Annotated in this window: 15 protein-coding genes; 3 read left to right on the top strand and 12 right to left on the bottom strand. The window is 44.5% G+C overall.

What is annotated here, in order from left to right:
- Positions 1–298 precede the first annotated feature (298 nt).
- Entirely contained in the window at positions 299–937 is a 639-nt protein-coding gene (locus ABIO93_RS08295; RefSeq protein ID WP_348066421.1) for a GntR family transcriptional regulator, read from the bottom strand.
- 151 nt (positions 938–1,088) lie between these two features.
- Between ABIO93_RS08295 and ABIO93_RS08300 the strand changes: the two genes are divergently transcribed.
- Together ABIO93_RS08300 and ABIO93_RS08305 are read left to right on the top strand one after the other, a co-directional pair.
- Positions 1,089–2,411 (top strand): hypothetical protein, encoded by a 1,323-nt coding sequence (locus ABIO93_RS08300; RefSeq protein ID WP_348066423.1) that lies wholly within the window; start codon positions 1,089–1,091, stop codon positions 2,409–2,411.
- Positions 2,412–2,512: 101 nt separating this feature from the next.
- Entirely contained in the window at positions 2,513–5,347 is a 2,835-nt protein-coding gene (locus ABIO93_RS08305; RefSeq protein WP_348066425.1) for a glycosyltransferase family 2 protein, read from the top strand.
- 14 nt (positions 5,348–5,361) lie between these two features.
- On the opposite strand, the gene ABIO93_RS08310 is transcribed toward ABIO93_RS08305, so the two are convergent.
- The 6 genes from ABIO93_RS08310 to ABIO93_RS08335 form a co-directional block, all read right to left on the bottom strand.
- A complete protein-coding gene (locus ABIO93_RS08310; RefSeq protein ID WP_348066427.1) occupies positions 5,362–7,050 on the bottom strand; it encodes a hypothetical protein in 1,689 nt (562 codons plus the stop codon).
- Positions 7,051–7,244: 194 nt separating this feature from the next.
- The gene (locus tag ABIO93_RS08315; protein ID WP_348066429.1) at positions 7,245–7,577 is read right to left on the bottom strand and encodes a hypothetical protein; all 333 of its coding nucleotides are present in this window, start codon (positions 7,575–7,577) and stop codon (positions 7,245–7,247) included.
- A 238-nt stretch (positions 7,578–7,815) separates the two neighbouring features.
- Entirely contained in the window at positions 7,816–8,988 is a 1,173-nt protein-coding gene (locus tag ABIO93_RS08320; protein WP_348066431.1) for a glutathionylspermidine synthase family protein, read from the bottom strand.
- Between the two features lie 11 nt (positions 8,989–8,999).
- Entirely contained in the window at positions 9,000–9,617 is a 618-nt protein-coding gene (locus ABIO93_RS08325) for a hypothetical protein (RefSeq protein ID WP_348066433.1), read from the bottom strand.
- Between the two features lie 258 nt (positions 9,618–9,875).
- Positions 9,876–11,162, bottom strand: a complete 1,287-nt coding sequence (locus tag ABIO93_RS08330) for an aminotransferase class V-fold PLP-dependent enzyme (RefSeq protein ID WP_348066435.1) — start codon at positions 11,160–11,162, stop codon at positions 9,876–9,878.
- A gap of 67 nt (positions 11,163–11,229) precedes the next feature.
- Positions 11,230–12,030 carry a M23 family metallopeptidase gene (locus ABIO93_RS08335; protein WP_348066437.1) on the bottom strand — a complete coding sequence of 267 codons (801 nt, stop codon included), beginning with the start codon at positions 12,028–12,030 and terminating at the stop codon, positions 11,230–11,232.
- Positions 12,031–12,150: 120 nt separating this feature from the next.
- Between ABIO93_RS08335 and ABIO93_RS08340 the strand changes: the two genes are divergently transcribed.
- Positions 12,151–13,122, top strand: coding sequence for an aldo/keto reductase (locus tag ABIO93_RS08340; protein ID WP_348066439.1), 972 nt, complete (start codon positions 12,151–12,153; stop codon positions 13,120–13,122).
- 58 nt (positions 13,123–13,180) lie between these two features.
- Here the strand turns inward: ABIO93_RS08340 and ABIO93_RS08345 are convergent, their stop codons facing one another.
- From ABIO93_RS08345 to ABIO93_RS08365, 5 genes are all read right to left on the bottom strand, one after another.
- Positions 13,181–13,468 carry a hypothetical protein gene (locus ABIO93_RS08345; RefSeq protein ID WP_348066441.1) on the bottom strand — a complete coding sequence of 96 codons (288 nt, stop codon included), beginning with the start codon at positions 13,466–13,468 and terminating at the stop codon, positions 13,181–13,183.
- Between the two features lie 280 nt (positions 13,469–13,748).
- Positions 13,749–15,053 (bottom strand): alpha/beta fold hydrolase, encoded by a 1,305-nt coding sequence (locus ABIO93_RS08350; protein WP_348066443.1) that lies wholly within the window; start codon positions 15,051–15,053, stop codon positions 13,749–13,751.
- A 118-nt stretch (positions 15,054–15,171) separates the two neighbouring features.
- Positions 15,172–15,510: a HepT-like ribonuclease domain-containing protein gene (locus ABIO93_RS08355; protein ID WP_348066445.1), complete on the bottom strand. Its 339-nt coding sequence runs from the start codon at positions 15,508–15,510 to the stop codon at positions 15,172–15,174.
- On the bottom strand, positions 15,500–15,802 hold the full coding sequence (locus ABIO93_RS08360) for a nucleotidyltransferase domain-containing protein (protein ID WP_348066447.1): 303 nt from the start codon (positions 15,800–15,802) through the stop codon (positions 15,500–15,502). The genes ABIO93_RS08355 and ABIO93_RS08360 overlap by 11 nt, the downstream gene beginning before the upstream one ends.
- A 193-nt stretch (positions 15,803–15,995) precedes the next feature.
- Positions 15,996–16,424, bottom strand: a complete 429-nt coding sequence (locus ABIO93_RS08365) for a helix-turn-helix transcriptional regulator (protein WP_348066449.1) — start codon at positions 16,422–16,424, stop codon at positions 15,996–15,998.
- Between the last annotated feature and the right edge of the window lie 143 nt (positions 16,425–16,567).

Here is a 16,567-nt window from a genome sequence, read left to right on the forward strand (position 1 = left end):
ATGGGAAACTCAAAAGACAAGAAACGACGCAGGGGTTTTCTCATAGGCAGACGATTATCATGATTTTATGTCAACAAATATATTATTTTTTTGTCAACAAAAAAATTCAGGAAAAATTATTCAAATTGGTTTTTGTGAAATTATAAACGCCTGATCGGGGTTTCCGCGAAAGTCCGTACTGCTACCTGAGAGATTACCAAAAATTATTTGGTGTGTAAACCAACAAAAAAAGCCGATACCCACGCAGGTACCGGCTTCTACTATGTATTCTTATAAATTTACTAGCTACGACAACGGCTCAGGCGAGGTCCATGGATGCTACCTCACCCCGGATCAGGTGTTTCAGCAAGGCATCTTCTGCCCGCTTTACATCCCTTGCTTTGATACCCGCTATGATTTCACGATGCTCCGCGTCTGTGAGTTCGTAATCATCCATATGTGTTTGGGTTTTGCCCAGCTTCTGGTGAAACAATGGAATGTTGCTCGCCCTGTACAAATCCACAAGCTTTTCATTACCAGCACATTCGATCAAAGTTTCGTGAAATTTGACGTCCGCCTCGCAAGCACCGCCAAAATACCCCCGCTCTACCATAGACGTAAAGTCGTCACATATCCGATCCAGCTCTTCTATCTGAGGCGCTTCTATTTTCTGGATCAGCAGTCGCAATGCACCAATTTCCAGTATTTCACGCAGCTCCCTGATCTTGTGACTATCTTCAATGGTAAGCGTTTTGACAAAAAAACCACCTTTTTCCCCTTGCACGATCAGCTGCTCACCCAGTAGCCTGGTCAGCGCTTCACGAATAGCCATACGATTGGCGTCCAGCTTCTTCGACCATTCATCCTCTTTGAGCCTGGTACCGGATGTGAGCTGATTAGACAGTATTTTTTTTCTGAGTTCGGTGTATGCTTTATTCGAGAGTGAATCTTCCTTCATTTTTATGTAAACAATAATTCATAATTTAGTAAACCAAAAACATGAATATAAAGGTATGAAATAATTCAATTTTACTATCACCTCATTTTTTAGTTAATTAGTAGCTTAAAGTACCCTCCAACACAGATCAGTGATATTAAATTGACCGGCATTGTCAAAAGTATACGCTCAGATTCACAAACTATTTCCATTACTGCTATTTGCTGCTTTTGTTAATTGCTCCGGTCCCGAGCCAACGAAAGAGGAAAATAGTGCTGTACGCATACGTCAGGAAAATGGCAAATACACGATCTATCGCGACGGAAAGCCTTTTACAATCAAGGGTGCAGCCGGCTTTTCTCATTTCAGTGAATTAAAGCAAGCAGGCGGAAATACGCTTCGTACCTGGGATACCACGCATTTGGACGAGATCCTGGACAGCGCGCGCGCCCACGATCTTGCCGTGATAGTAGGATTGCCGATACCCAACAACAATGACATCGGGCAATACCAGGACCCTGCTATTATCCGCATCCGTTACCGGGCGTTACAATCACTTGTCAGAAAGCATAAGGGCGATCGGGCCATCCTGATGTGGTGCTTGGGTAACGAACTGGATTTCCCATACAAATTGATTTACAGACATTTTTACGAAGATTTCAATGATCTTACGGACATGATACACCGGGAAGATCCGGATCACCCGGTGACAACGACGGTGCTGAACTTTAACAGTAAATACATTGCCAACATTCAACTGCTGTGTGATATTGATGTGATTTCGTTTAATATTTTCAGTAATCTAAAAAATCTCCGAAACGACCTTGCAGGCTTTTCATGGTTTTGGAACGGCCCCTATCTTTTACTGGAATGGGGAATCGACGGCCCCTGGCATGGCGCAGAGGAAACCGCCTGGGGCGCATTTATTGAAAACACTAGCAAGAAAAAAGCCGACGTCTACCTGAAACGTTACCAGCAGGAATTGCCTGTGGAAGATCCACGCCTCATTGGCGCATGTGCATTTTTCTGGGGCCATAAGCAGGAAACCACGCATACCTGGTTCAGCATATTTGACGAAACCGGCGAAAGTTCGGAAACCGTAGCGACCATGCAGTACATCTGGTCAGGCAAACCCTCGAAGGTAAAGTACCCCGAAGTCCAATATATGTTGCTCAACCAAAAAGGGGCACGTGACAATATCATGCTCAACCCGGGTGCAACAGCATCTGCGGAAGTGCTGATGTCCGCTGGGCACAAGGATGTCAAAAGCGTTAAATGGCAGCTATTCAAAGAGGATTGGTACCAGGAAAATCAAATGAACAACATTAAAAAGCTCCGTCCGCTGAATCATTTAATCCCGGCTGGCAGCGGTTTGCATACCCAGTTTGTATCACCCTCAGAGGAAGGGCCTTATCGGCTGTTTGCGACGATTTACGACCATTGCGGCCATTTTGCGTCCTGCAACACACCTTTTTACGTTGTCAGCGACAAATGAACCAACCGCACTACGTCCAACCACCGTCCCGCAAACAGTTGTTACTTTTACGGCTGATGATTTTTCTCGGTGTGTTGGCCATAGGATATTTCCTAAACACAATGCTATCCCCGGCTGTCAGAGGGTATGCACCATTGTATTGGATGCTGATCATTGCATTTGTTTTCACCTGCCTGAAAATACTGCATGAATGGTGCCATTATTTCTATATCACAGTACCCAAAACCCCGCCGCTGACCAAATTATATACGGTAGATATTTTCACAACATTCTGCGCGGGCGAGCCTTACGAAATGATCCTCGAAACGCTTACGGCGATACAGACCATCACCTACCCGCACCAAACCTACCTATGCGACGAGGCCAATGATCCTTACCTGCGTCAGGTATGCCTGGACCTCGGCGTGCATCACGTGACGCGCACCGACAAGCGCGACGCCAAGGCTGGTAATATCAACAATGCCCTACGCCAGTCAACCGGTGAGCTATGCGTGGTGCTCGACCCCGATCACGTTCCTTTTCCGGATTTCCTCGACCCCATCATTTCACATTTCAATAATCCCAAAATCGGTTATGTGCAGATCGTGCAGGCTTACAAAAACAATGACGAAGGATTGATCGCCAAGGGTGCCGCGCAGCAGACTTACCAGTTTTATGGCCCGATGATGATGACCATGAATCGATATGGTACTGTTCTCGCCATTGGTGCAAACTGTACATTTCGTCGTACCGCGTTGGAATCCATCGGCGGGCATGCGGCCGGGCTGGCGGAAGACATGCACACCTCCATGCAGTTGCACGCGAAGGGCTGGCGTTCCGTATATGTACCTGCGGTGCTTGCGAAAGGTCTTGTACCCTCCACACTTTCCGCTTACTACAAACAGCAGTTAAAGTGGTCACGCGGTGTTTTTGACTTATTCGTACACGTTTATCCCAAGCTTTTCAGCCAGTTTACCTGGCAGCAAAAGCTACATTACGGTGTCATTCCACTGCATTATATGTCCGGGTTTATTTTCCTGATCAACTTCCTGATCCCGATATTTTCGTTGTTCATCGGCGTTAGTCCCATGCATATCAACATTGAAGATTTTGGGCTGGTGGTATTGCCACTCATCGCCGCTATCGTCCTGATCCGTCATTTTGTTCAATGGTGGGTCATGGAAGACGAGGAAAGAGGCTTCCACATTGTAGGGGGATTATTAATGATCGGCACCTGGTGGATCTTCATTCTGGGTTTTGTGTACACCATTTTCGACAAAAAAGTACCTTATGTACCTACGCCCAAGGACGGCAATGAAGCGAATAATTGGCCGCTTAATATTCCAAATCTTGCAGTATTGGCCCTTTCGGTGGTTGCTATCGCCTATGGGCTGTATACTGATTGGAATCCGTACAACATTATAATGGCTGGTTTTGCGGGAATGAACTGTTTCTTTATGTGTTTCAATATTGCAGCTAGCAGGCAGCAGCAATTTCGCATTTTAAGGACACGTTATCATTCGCTGAATGTAGTGATGATATGGATCCAGAAACTGAAAGGCTATTTTTGGATTGTCCGTCGACATATTTATTCCGGAGTAAGGACTTCCGCATTGTCGCTGGTAGTATTTTTGATCGGTATACTCATTTACATCACGCGTTTCAGATCTGGTGAAGACGAGAGTATACATCAGGCCATAAAAAATGAGACACATGCCAAAAAAGCAGAGGCTGGTAACACAGAAACCAACTTTCGAAAACTGAGTAATGCATTAGGAATACCTTATTCCGCATTGGATACTGTGCCAGATAAGGTCACGCCGCATGCTTTTTTCTCAGGGACAAGAGGGGTCAATTACAAGAAGGGACATGAATGGGCGAACAGGTATCCCGCTTTTACTAAATCAGAACTTGTGCGGGATTTCACACGAATGAAACAGGCCGGTATCAATACCATTAAGCATTATGGCCCTGGCATTTACGATTACAATATTTTGAAAGCGGCCGATAACATGGACATGAATATCCATTACGGCTTCTGGATTCCGAATGATATTGATTTTGTGAAGGACCAGGAGAAGCTATCCCATCTGCACAATGAAATCGTCCGCACTGTGGCTAACCTTGGTGCTAAAACGAAAATCATTTCGTGGAACATTGGTAATGCCATTTTACAAAAGATACCTTCCAATCCTGCAAATGCTGACGACGTTCTGCAACAGAAAGCATATCTGCTCTGGATCAAACAATTGTCGGAAGACATTAGAAACACAGACCCCGGCAGACCGGTGACACTGGACATTGGCTTGGAGAAGAATTTATCAGAAACAATGCGTGTGCTGCATCAATACCTGCCGGACATTGCCGCATTCGGTCTCACGTTGACAGATGAAAAACTATTCAGCAACATTCCGCAATATTTACCTGCTCCCTATTTTTTGAGCTATACTGATATTTCGCATTACCAGGAGGCATTCAGCCCCAACATCGGCGCATTCATTTCTAATTGGCAGGATGAACAAACGAAAGGACTGGTAAATTTTGACGGATTAATAGACTATTCCGGTCGAAGCAAGTTTTCGTTACAATTGATGAGCCATCTTTGGAAAAACAGTAAGGAGCCCGGTTCAATACCTAAGATTAAAATACTTAAACCTGCTGCCAGCACTGTTCCCGGCACCCAGCTTACCTATCACGCCATCATTCAAAAAAATGGGCAATGGGTTTTAGTCGATTCGCTTACAAAAGATCTGCAATTCGAATGGAAGCTTATCCGCACAGATGGTTTCAACAATCCAATTGAAATGCAGAACATTGGTGGTGGCCCCAAAGTCGTTCTCAATACTCCCCCCCACCCTTCTATCTACCAGCTATATCTATTCGTGATCAGACAATCCGTTGTCGTCGACATAGTCGAATCAACATTGAATACCCCGCTGCGTCCAGCCAAATTATAACTCCGGCCGACCGCTTAACGATTCGAAAGTGTTTGAACAAAGTGATCAAATGTTGCCTTACTGATCCCCCAGTCTGGCGCGGGAATATCCCCCCAAACCTTGGGATTGTCGGCGAGGTTGAAGTAGCAGACACCTGCAATTTCGTGGTGTTCGTTGATCATTCGGGCCGCATTTTCCATCCATTTACGTTGAAAATCTTCCGGCCCCTTTACGCCAAATTCGGTCACAAACAACGGCTTACCAGTTAAACGCACCCGGGCATCCTTGCGATTATAAATGGTTTCAAACGATTCCTGCCTGGTTGGTTCTGTAATATTTTTATCGGGCAGGCCGTAGATCGCTATACTGACATAATCCACCACATCTCCACCCGGCCACCATTCCATAGCACCACGGTCGCCAGCTGGCCCCCAAACCTTTCGGACATTAGTTGTACCTTTTTTTTGCAATGACATAAAATAGCGAAATGCCTTAATGTACAACACCGGGTCCTGACTTTGCCAGGAGTAGCGATGAATGGGAATCTCCATTTCATGTGCAAACCGGAGATATACTGTTTTTTTCGCGTCAGCAATAACCCTGAATACCTCATTAAATTCGAGATCATACACACCGTTAATCGTGTTAAGCAACACATTGGTAGTATCCGTTCTGATTTTGGTATCCCGCCAGGGCTCTATCGATACGATGGCCTCGTGCCCTCTCTGCACAATATCGGTGAGCTCCTTCTCGAATGTGCCATCCTGGATGCTCTTCAAATCCGTAAAAATGTGCTCAACACCAACTGCCGGAGATTTCAAAAGCAACTGTTTTGGATCATACACGCCCACGAGCGGCTTGCTCTTTGCGTCACTGTATTGGTGAACGTCCACTGATTTCCCAAATGTCACGTAAATAGAAGCCGCCTCTTTTTCTGTTTGCCTGATCGCCTCCGCCAATTGCTTCCTCAAATTGGAATCAGATTTCATCCTTTCTGAACCCAGGATAAACAGTGGCTTGTCCATAAACCGGACGCGATGAATTTTTCTTCTGATATCAATAACCCTATCTTTTTCAACAGGATATATTGTTGCTGCCAGCTCCGATTGGCTATCAAGTGTAATGCTTACCATATCGACGGCCTCGATACCGGGCCAGTATTCTTCGGTTCCCGGGTAACCAGCCGGGCCCCATACTATATTCAAAGACGGAGAAGCCTTTTTACAAACTCGCGAAAAATGCTGAAATGCTTTGACGTAGTCGCCAGGCGATTGGTATTGCCAGGAGTAGCGTTTTACAGGAACTTCCATTTCGGGGTTCCAGCGCAGATAAATATGCTTATTTTCTTTGGGAAATGCTTCGCAAAGCGACTTGATCATTCCATCCAGATCTCCGTCGACTACGCGGGCAAGCACATGGTCCCCGCCAGATTCAACGGTGATCAATACGTCCTCATCAGGGTTACTAAAAAGCTTAGCCCTCATGTCCTGCTGATCAATGCTTGACCCTAGCTGAATGGCGAAATGCCGGATGCTTTCGGGCAACTTAGCAGACCGTTTCCCACTTCTGTCATAAGTTCCCAGAACTGGTTCTACGGACGTCTTGTCGGTAATGGTGGTGGGAGAAGCGACAATACCGAAGCGATGGCGGTACTTGAAAAACAACAGCAAACCAGCGATGAGCATTAATAAACCCGCCATATAGAGGTTTCTATTCTTTTGCATGGGTAGGTTTGGCGGGTCGCTTGAAAGCCCAAGTTAGCAAAAAACCTTTCTAATTACCAGTGGGGGAAATGTTCGTCAATAGGTATCAATGCAAACCGGGCAGACCAGCGAGAATGTAGTGTTACATTCTCTCTGGTCTGCCCGGTTTTTAAGCGAAATGCGTGTGATTCTAAATCATATAGTGTGTTTAAGTGTTACACTAGCTCTTTTTCATAATGCAGGCCTATTTGTGCCGGTGGGTAGCTAAGTACGCGATTGAATTCGGAAATAACCTGATTAATCTGTCTTTGAGAAATACCGCTGTATTCCAACATGATCAGTTTGGCCTGCTGTACACTCGACCTTCTCATTTTCCAATATTGCGGATGATCGATTCCGATCGGTGTACGGAAATATTTTTCTTTCGGCTCTTTTATTAAGATCTCATATTCGGTACTGAGCTGAGGGTTGTCATTTAGAAAGTACCCTTTGACAACGACTTTGACCTCGCGTCCACTTTTTAATTGAAAAATTTTCTCGTGTATCATAACGGTTGTGTTTAAGAATTTCAGAATCAATGTGCCGCTATCTGTTTTGAAAGCAACCTTGTAATTTTTAATAACAGCGCCTGTGCGGGTGTTGATATCACAAACTTTGCTTTACAAAACGATTTTTTATCAAAAAGATTAGCAAACGGTCGATTATATTAGCCTGCGGTCAATTTGTCGGATATTTCGCATGCCGTGTTCCACTTACCACATTGATTCAGAGACATTAAACAAAACATTACTCCACGACATGCCCTACAAACTGGGCTGTGTTATCCAGAATTTTGCCACCACGCCGGAAGCCTAAGCCACAAGCTTCGCCAGCAAAAAACACGCCCGCCTGGTAAGAGTTACCCGCAGCATCCGTCGGGAAAGTTTGGTATTCCTGGTAGATCCTGGGCTGGTTTTCATATTCTCCCTCCACACTTTCGGATACTTCCCCGCCTTTTTCAAGAATCGAAACATTCGCGCCTTCCCTGCCGAATAGCACCTTACTCACTGACTTCTTGTGAGGTAGCGCATACCGTTCGGTTTGCAAAAGCAGCGGGTGGTAAGGGTACAGGTCCCACAGCACTTTCAAAATGTATTTGGATTGAAATAATAAGGTATACGCCGGGTTGAGAATGACGGCCTTCCTGTTTTTTACAATGTCGGTCAGCACGGCGCCTAGTTCTGGCTCGTCATCGCCAATGTACTCCCAGGGAACCAGTTTAAACCAAAAATCAAAACGGGTAAAGTTGCCTGTTACCGGATCTTGCATGAAAATCCCCTCACCGTTCGAAAACTCGACATCGTCCACAAATGCAAAATCCGTATCAAATCCTGCCTCCTTGGCGGCCTCTGTCAACACGGCCACATTGGTATCGTCTTCGGCAGAGCCACGCATCGTAGAGAAGAGAATGGACGGACTAAGATCTGCATTGATTTCCCTGATATACTGAAATTGGCTGACCAATGTTTCATAAAGTGTATTGAACTGACTGGAATCGTCCAGGCCGTTCATGCGCAGGTGCGCCCATTGTACCACAGCCGTTTCAGGAATGCAGGTGGCAGTATCCGCATTGAATTCGATCAGCTTAACCGGCTCTTCGTCGATCCCACCTGCCAGGTCAAACCGTCCGTAAAGATGAACCTGCCTGTCGTCCTCCCAGGAAAGTTTAATGAGGTCGATCAGGTTTGCCGGAATACCCATTTCTTTAAAAAGATCATGGTCAATGGCATATTGCCCGGCTTCTACGAGCATGTCATACAATGTGTTGGCCGCTTCGTAATATTGGCTCGCCTGAGTATCATTGACAACTACCATATCACTGACCACGTATTCAGTGGTGTCAGTGCCTAGCATCCATTCCCAGCCTGCGTTTTTGAGTGCATGTTCGGGATGCCCTGCAAGAGATTTTAATTTCACCATATCATTGTTTTTTATCCTCCGCTTCTGCCGCCGGATAGCCTTCCAAAAAATCCTTTTCTGCCTCCAGCCGGACGAGTAGTAACGGTCCGCGTGGCCCGTGAAGCATTTACTTGCTGTACCGCGCTTTGCGACCGGTCGTAGGTAGCGGGGCTGCTGTAAAAGCCTCGTGAACGGCCATTGTCGTTGGCGCGGTAGTTGTTCATGTAAGAATTACCGGAGTTTCTTCCCAGAAAATAACCCATTCCCCCGTAAAGGAGCATTGTAGAAAGTCCACTGTGATGTCCTACGTAGGAATTATTGGTCCGAATTTCTTCATCTATCAATGCCTTGGCCGCAGATGTACTGAGCGAATCGGTGTGCCCGTCGAGATAGGTAACAATGGCGACGGATTGCTTAGCGTCGACGCTTTCTTCATCGGTTATTTTGAATTCCCCGGGTTTCACTTCCTTAATGTGGGAGCGGATACCTTTGGAATAACTCGTTTCCTCATAGCTGTATGCCGATTCGTCCTCATCGGACGAGCAGGAGCTGATCATGCCGCCTCCTGATAAAATCGCGAGGGCCAACGCCCCGCTGATACTAATGTCTTTGGCCTTCTTAATAAAAGACCCTTTTCGTAATTGTGTCATAGCTTTGGTTTTTCTGCTGACGAATATTTAAAAATACTTCCAATAACGCTGGCAGTGAAATGTTATTCGCTCGAGTGGTTGAAATGCGGGATTTAAAATCCTTGCTTGTTACAAGCGGTTTTCATTCAAATAATTCAAAAAAGAAAGCATAACCACACCTTCCAAAGTGCCGGTTATGCTTTCTATACTTTCGGACGGTGCCGCGTTCGGACGGTGCCGCGTTCGGACGGTGCCGCGTCGGGGGGATTCGCGTTTAGGTTATGCTTTCTTGGCGATTTTCTCCAATGCCCCCACCAGCTTATCCAGATCGCTTAATTTCGTGTATACATGCGGGGTTACACGCACGCAATGAATATTTTCCCAGTTAATGCCCACGGTATGGATCATGTGGTCCTTCATCAATTTGCTGTCCAGCTCTTCGGGCTTCATTCCGTCGATACTTACCCCGGCAATGGCGCAGGAATATTCAGGTTTCAGCGAAGTATGGATCTTGACGCCGGGAATCTGTAATGCTTTTTCAGCCCAATATTTTTTCAGGTAATGCACGCGTTCCTGCTTTCTTTTGGAGCCAATTCCTTCCTGAAAATTAATGGCCTCTCCTATCGCTTGTTCAATGCAGAAACTGCGGGTACCTAATGTTTCAAATTTCCTAATATTCGCACTTTTAGGTTCACTGTTGCAAAGCAATGGCCATATTTTCTCGATTTTATCTTTCTTTATCCACATCATTCCGCTGCCCACCGGAGCACTCAAAAATTTATGAAGGCTCGTTCCGAAGTAGTCACATTCCAGATCGGTGATCTTATAATCCAGCAACCCAAAAGTGTGCGCGCCGTCGACAACGACCTCAATGCCTTTGCTATGCGCCATTTGACAGATCTTTTTGACCGGCATGATCTGCCCCACCCAGTTGATAATGTGGGTAACATGGATAATTTTGGTTCGCGGTGTAATCGCATCGGCGTAGGCTTTCACAATCTGATCGTCATCCTCGATCGGAAAATCAAATGACAACTGTTTATAAACCAGCCCGTCACGCATCTGGCGTTGCTTCCACGCCTGGATCATGTTCGGATAATCCTGAATGGTACCAATGATCTCGTCACCTTTTTGAAGCGGTAACCCGAAAATAATGGTGTTCAGCGCTTCGGTAGCATTACGGTTAATGGCGATTTCCTCCGCATCGCAGCCAGCCAGTTTTGCCAACCGCTGACGTAATGGCTCCCGGCCTTTGTCAATGATCCTCCACATATAGTAGGAAGGGCCTTGCGCAGCGGCTTTGTTATATTTCTCCAATGCTTCCTGCACCACGAGTGGCGACGGGGAAACACCTCCGTTATTTAAAATGATGATCTCACTTTTGCTTGCCGTGTACGCGTCCTGAATCGTCGACCAATAGGCTTCATTGTCGTCGCTATTGGGGTTCCAAAGCTTTTCTGCCTCCGCGAAATCTTCTGCGTGGAGTTGGTTGTAAAGGCTGTCGATGCCAAATGCGCCCATACCGAGGGCGGCACTTTTTCGAAAAAAGGACCGGCGGTTGTTCATAGAAGGTTTTTTATGGGAATAGTAACTGAGTGAGCTACAATTTATTAATTATATGCATCATTCCCAATCATTCTGTCTCCAAAGATCCCTTCACAGTGGCAATTTTAAGCCATTCGTAAGTATTATATGGCGTCGGCAACCCCTCGCTACTAAGTTGCAGATACATCAGGTGCAGGTGGGTCGGAGAGCGCTTCTGGTAGGCATTATAGCCGGAGCGTCCCATTTCAGAGATCTTGTCGCCTGCATTCACCCATTGTCCAGGCTGTACCTCCACGATATTGTTATGAGCGTAGTAAAACAGGCCGTCGAGGCACGGATCGTAAATCCATATCCAATTTCCACCGCGGAATTCGCTGTCGTATTTCCAACTAGTTTCAGTGGCCACTACCACGCCGGAGGTGAAAGCGAGCACGTCAACAGGTTTCCAGGTACGGTCGTCAATGTTGTCCTGGTCTTTATCGCGAACGAACAGGTCGTGTGCGGGGTGACTGCCTTTGGCGTCCATATCAAAAAGATCGAACCCTTCGTCCCGGTACCCTCGCCCTTTTCCTCCTATAGATTCCTGCGGAAGATAGGACCTGACCGGATAAACGAAATAGGAAGAGTCGATAGCATGGCAGCTATCTCTTTTAAAAGCCGCCCGAAAGTCGATCATAACCGCAGCAAAAGCCTTCCGCCCGGAGTCAGGTGTGATCACACGGTCCCTGATATCCATCTGGATCTGATGAAAAGTAGCACAGTATTCTGTGATTTTATCGGAAGATTCACTTTTATTGGACCATGCGGAAATACTGATGATCAATACAATTCCGGCCATTCTTTTCACTGTCATTAACAATGCTTTTGTCATCAACCCTTTTTCTTTCACCTAACTTATTTTTTGAAGAACGCCTCTGAGGTTTACGAAATAAATCCTACAAATGTATTTCTTAAACATTAAAAAGACGCCATATTGTTCTTTATTCGAGGAACACTAAATCATTATACAATGCAAAATCGTCGTTTTGGGCGTAGTGGCTGGCAAATCAGCGAAATAGGTTACGGCATGTGGGGACTTGCAGGCTGGACTGGCTCCGACCGCAAAGAAACCGATGACTCACTGAACCTGGCCGTTGAATCCGGTGTGAATTTTTTTGATACGGCCTGGGGATACGGCGAAGGCCTGAGCGAACAGATATTGGGTGACCTCATCAAACGCTACCCGGACCGCAAGCTCTACGCCGCCACCAAAATCCCTCCAAAAAACCGTCAATGGCCTTCCAGAGCAGACTCGTCATTAAAAGAGGTGTTTCCGGCTGACTATATTGTTGAATACACTGAGAAAAGTCTGAAAAACCTTGGTACCGATAGCATTGACTTACTTCAATTCCACGTTTGGGAAGACGCCTGGGCACAGGAGGACGAATGGAAAGAAGCCATTCAAAAACTGACCAAGGAAGGAAAAGTAGAACGCTGGGGTATCAGTATCAATCGCTGGGAGCCAAATAATGCATTAGAAACACTGAAAACAGGGTTTATCGACGCGGTACAGGTTATCTATAATGTATTTGATCAGGCACCTGAGGATAACTTATTTCCACTTTGCCGGAAAATGGACATTGGCGTGATCGCCCGCGTACCATTCGACGAAGGTACCCTTACCGGAACTTTGACGAAGGAAACCACTTTCCCTGCCGACGACTGGCGGTCCACTTATTTCGTACCCGAAAACCTGAATGCAAGTGTCGATCATGCAGAAGCATTAAGGGCCGATCTGCCGGAAGGAATGACGATGCCTGACCTTGCGTTGCGGTTTATCCTGAATAATCCAGACGTGCATACAACCATTCCGGGTATGAGAAAATTGCCTCACGTGAAATCGAATGTGACAGCGAGCGATGGCGAGCGGTTGTCTGCTGACTTGGCAGAAACATTGAAGAAACATCGTTGGGATCGGTTCCCGACGAAGTGGTCGCAGTAGTATAGAAAGAGGCTGTCTCGTTTAATGGGACAGCCTCAATCATATCCGGGCAAACAGTTTAGAATAGAATTGCCTTATCGTCGCCTAGGACATATTCTATGGTATGGGCCAACTTCTTTCCGGGCTTCATGATCAGTTTTTCAGTAAATGAAAATTCTTTGCAACCATACACAGTGATTTTTTTGGTGGCATGATTGTAAACGGCTTTGGCAGCATTTGAAGCTTCAAATTTTTCGGTCTTGACAAATACATTTCCTACATAAGTACTTTCTTGCTTTTGGTCGTCATAGACCATTCCATTGCATTTCACCTGGGGCTCAGTGTCCGAAACACTAACGGCGGGCATGTTTAAATCCTGACTTGATGGCCTGTTTGAAAAAGTAGTCTTATTGATGGAGGCAAAGCAAATTAGACCCAACAATATTGGCAATTTGACCATAGTGAATTGATTTAACGGCTAATGATTAAGTTCCATTCAAAAGTAGGTCAATCATTTTCACCGTTGCCGACTCGAAAGCCATTTTAACTTTAATTAACCATCAAAATAGAAAATCTGTTGGCCTGTTCCAAAGGTTTTGGCGGAGTGGTAAACTGGGATCGCTGAGAAGAAATTTTAAAGGCAATTCTTACTCATAATCTTTAATTAAACCACCAGTCATTGCCTTGTTTGTAAGAATTTTGTATTGCGAAGGATAATTGTTTTTTATCCATTGCGGCTCTATTTTTCTACGAACCACAGTTTTCATTTGTTGATTCACAAGAACAAAGGTACTAATAGCCATTCTTGGGTCGTTTTCGCTTGTGTCGTATGTGAATATGCAATCGTCGTTCTTATTTATTTTTCCGATTAAGAAGAAATTTCTCTCTCTTTCCGGAACATTACCGTTTATGATAGTAACATATTCAAAGAAGTCCCCTACGTTTAAAGTCCTATCGTTAATATCCTTTAATGGGTAGCTAGTATTCTTGAAAGTAGACAAATCTTGCTGAGTCCCTAGACTAGATTTGATCTCCTCCAGTTGTTTCAATATTTCATTTTTTTCTTGATCTGTTTGCTGGGATCTCGAAGGCTCGTCTAAGTGATTAGAGAAACTTTTTTGTTCAGAGTTATTTGTTGAAATCTTTTCATAGAAAGTCTTTCTAAAAGCATTCCGAAGGACTATAAATGGTTTTGCATAATTGTCTTTTGGTTTTACAATTTGCATGTGATCCGCATCGATCGGATCAAGTTCTCGATTACAAATGGCAGAAGCGCTAGAAAATTCGACAACTTTTGCAACGGAGGTTTCTCTTTTCTCATATGCACAAAAAGCAGGAATGTCCCTTAGAGTGGGGACAGCCAACCAGGCTCTATACTGATCGGCCAGATACCTATCACCATTCTCGATTCGTAAATTCTCTAACTGTTTATTTTTTGAGATCAACCGCGCCCAACTCGCTAATTGGCTGCCATTGGTGGGTGTGGCGTAATAGTAAATAAGTTTTATTTTGCTAGCCCAATTCTCTCTGTACTTAATTAAAAATGAACGTGCAACCACTCCGCCCATACTATGACATACAAAAACTACCTTGTCATATTTAGCAAGTTTTTGGTCATCAAAAGTGCTTCGGAGATCTTCACCAAGTTCATCTATATTCAATGCTACGTCTAATTTCGGACTGGAGAAGCCATACATGAAAACATCGTATCCATCGAACGTAGAATCGCTAGCAATCAATTCTGGGAAGAACGCTCCTGTTTGTTCATTGGCCCAAGTATCTTTTGCATCACCAAATATGCCATGTATAAAGACAATCAAGCCTTTATTGGGCTTTGATTGATTTTGCCTGAAAAATGACGACGGAGTAGATTCTATTTCTTTTGAATTATTACATCTTACTAGCAAGACAAGATTACAAATCCAAAAGAAAATGCTTTTTATAAATTTCACCTGACGAGAATGGTCAATTTGACAAAGTAAATTCTATTTAGTAATTAAAAAGAATTTTCGCAACAGTTGCCTCAACACCTATCTAGCAAACATTTGGCTTTTTAAGCTTGCGGCAATATTAACTTTCTAGCAAAATTTCAATCTCCTCCCGCAAAACCGGAACATGTCGAACCACAATCCCCCAAATAACCTCATCCGATACAGAATCATATCCATGAATGATGCGATTCCGAACATCAACAAGCTTTCGTGAATTGGTAATTTGAATGGTGCTATCCTTCTTAATAATGCGGTTCATCGCCTCGCCGATGATTTCAATGTTCCTTTCAACAGCGCGTTTTGTGCGTAAATCTGCTTGATAGTTGGCAAATTGCATTGGCCGATCGACGAAGAAGCTTTCGATTTCAGCAATTGCACTCAGCATGTCATACAGCCATGTTTTGATCTCAATGTCCATACACAAGCTGTCTCTGCTGGTTCACATTCTGCCGGAAGTATGGATTTTTAATGGCCTGTTCTTCCAGGAGATCGACCGGCCTTTTGAAAATCTCTTGTAATGAAAACTTGAAGTCAAAGTAATTGTCCGCATAGTCCTCAACCTCCATATTAGCGAAGTCTACAATTAGATCAATGTCACTTTCGGCATCAAAATTGTCTGTCAGAACTGAGCCAAATGCGTATAAGCTATTCACCTTGTATATTTTACAAAGTTTGGCAATTGCAGCTTTATATGTTTCCAGTCTGTCCATCGATTGACGTCACCTTTTTAGTTTATGAAAATCCTCAGGTTTTATTTTCACAATTTTGTCGCCCCTCATTACCACAAGCTTAGAATTCTTTTGTCTTTTAAATTCGAGTACGTTTTCGAAAGTCTTTTGAAGTCCGAAAATGAGTTTCTTCTCTAATTCAATGTACTTTTCTTCTGCTGTCATAACTGGTGTGTTACCTATTCTCAATCAACCTCTCCAACCGCCCCATCATCTCATCCTTCTCCTTCAACATCCGCTCATAAAGCGCAATTTTTTCTTCGTGAATTTGGATAATCTTTTCAATTGGATTGATATGGAAGGTTCCATTTGAGTTTCCAATGTAAGCGTCTTTATCAATATTGAATGTATTCGCAATGATATTCACAGCTTGTTCTTCATCAAAATTCCGAATAGCCTCAGCAGGAATTTTAAGAATAGCCGCAACTTGTTCCAATATGCCGGAATCTATCTTTTCCTTCTGTTCTAGTAAAGAAATTCTTTGCTGGTTCCAGTCTTCACCCAGCTCGAATGCAAGAAAATCTTGCTTTATTCCTAACATTTCTCGAAATCGTTTTAAATTTCGACCTTCGTGTATCTTGGGATTGGAGGTAGTATGTGTCATTCAGAAAGTTTTTTTAGAAAAGGCAATTTATATAAATCCGTCGGTAAGTTGGTGTGGTAATTTACATACATTTCGCTGTAATGTACCAATGGGAGGTTTTGGGTATCTTTTAGAGAATTGTCGTGCTGCGGAGTCGAAGCATG

It is taken from the genome of Dyadobacter sp. (genome assembly GCF_039919315.1).
Taxonomy (GTDB): Bacteria; Bacteroidota; Bacteroidia; order Cytophagales; family Spirosomataceae; genus Dyadobacter.

Coding starts and splice junctions, on each gene's coding strand:
- ABIO93_RS08295 (WP_348066421.1), bottom strand. CDS start 937: ATGAAGGAAGATTCACTCTCGAATAAAGCATACACCGAACTCAGAAAA.
- ABIO93_RS08305 (WP_348066425.1), top strand. CDS start 2,513: ATGCTATCCCCGGCTGTCAGAGGGTATGCACCATTGTATTGGATGCTG.
- ABIO93_RS08310 (WP_348066427.1), bottom strand. CDS start 7,050: ATGCAAAAGAATAGAAACCTCTATATGGCGGGTTTATTAATGCTCATC.
- ABIO93_RS08315 (WP_348066429.1), bottom strand. CDS start 7,577: ATGATACACGAGAAAATTTTTCAATTAAAAAGTGGACGCGAGGTCAAA.
- ABIO93_RS08320 (WP_348066431.1), bottom strand. CDS start 8,988: ATGGTGAAATTAAAATCTCTTGCAGGGCATCCCGAACATGCACTCAAA.
- ABIO93_RS08325 (WP_348066433.1), bottom strand. CDS start 9,617: ATGACACAATTACGAAAAGGGTCTTTTATTAAGAAGGCCAAAGACATT.
- ABIO93_RS08330 (WP_348066435.1), bottom strand. CDS start 11,162: ATGAACAACCGCCGGTCCTTTTTTCGAAAAAGTGCCGCCCTCGGTATG.
- ABIO93_RS08340 (WP_348066439.1), top strand. CDS start 12,151: ATGCAAAATCGTCGTTTTGGGCGTAGTGGCTGGCAAATCAGCGAAATA.
- ABIO93_RS08345 (WP_348066441.1), bottom strand. CDS start 13,468: ATGCCCGCCGTTAGTGTTTCGGACACTGAGCCCCAGGTGAAATGCAAT.
- ABIO93_RS08355 (WP_348066445.1), bottom strand. CDS start 15,510: ATGGACATTGAGATCAAAACATGGCTGTATGACATGCTGAGTGCAATT.
- ABIO93_RS08360 (WP_348066447.1), bottom strand. CDS start 15,802: ATGGACAGACTGGAAACATATAAAGCTGCAATTGCCAAACTTTGTAAA.
- ABIO93_RS08365 (WP_348066449.1), bottom strand. CDS start 16,424: ATGACACATACTACCTCCAATCCCAAGATACACGAAGGTCGAAATTTA.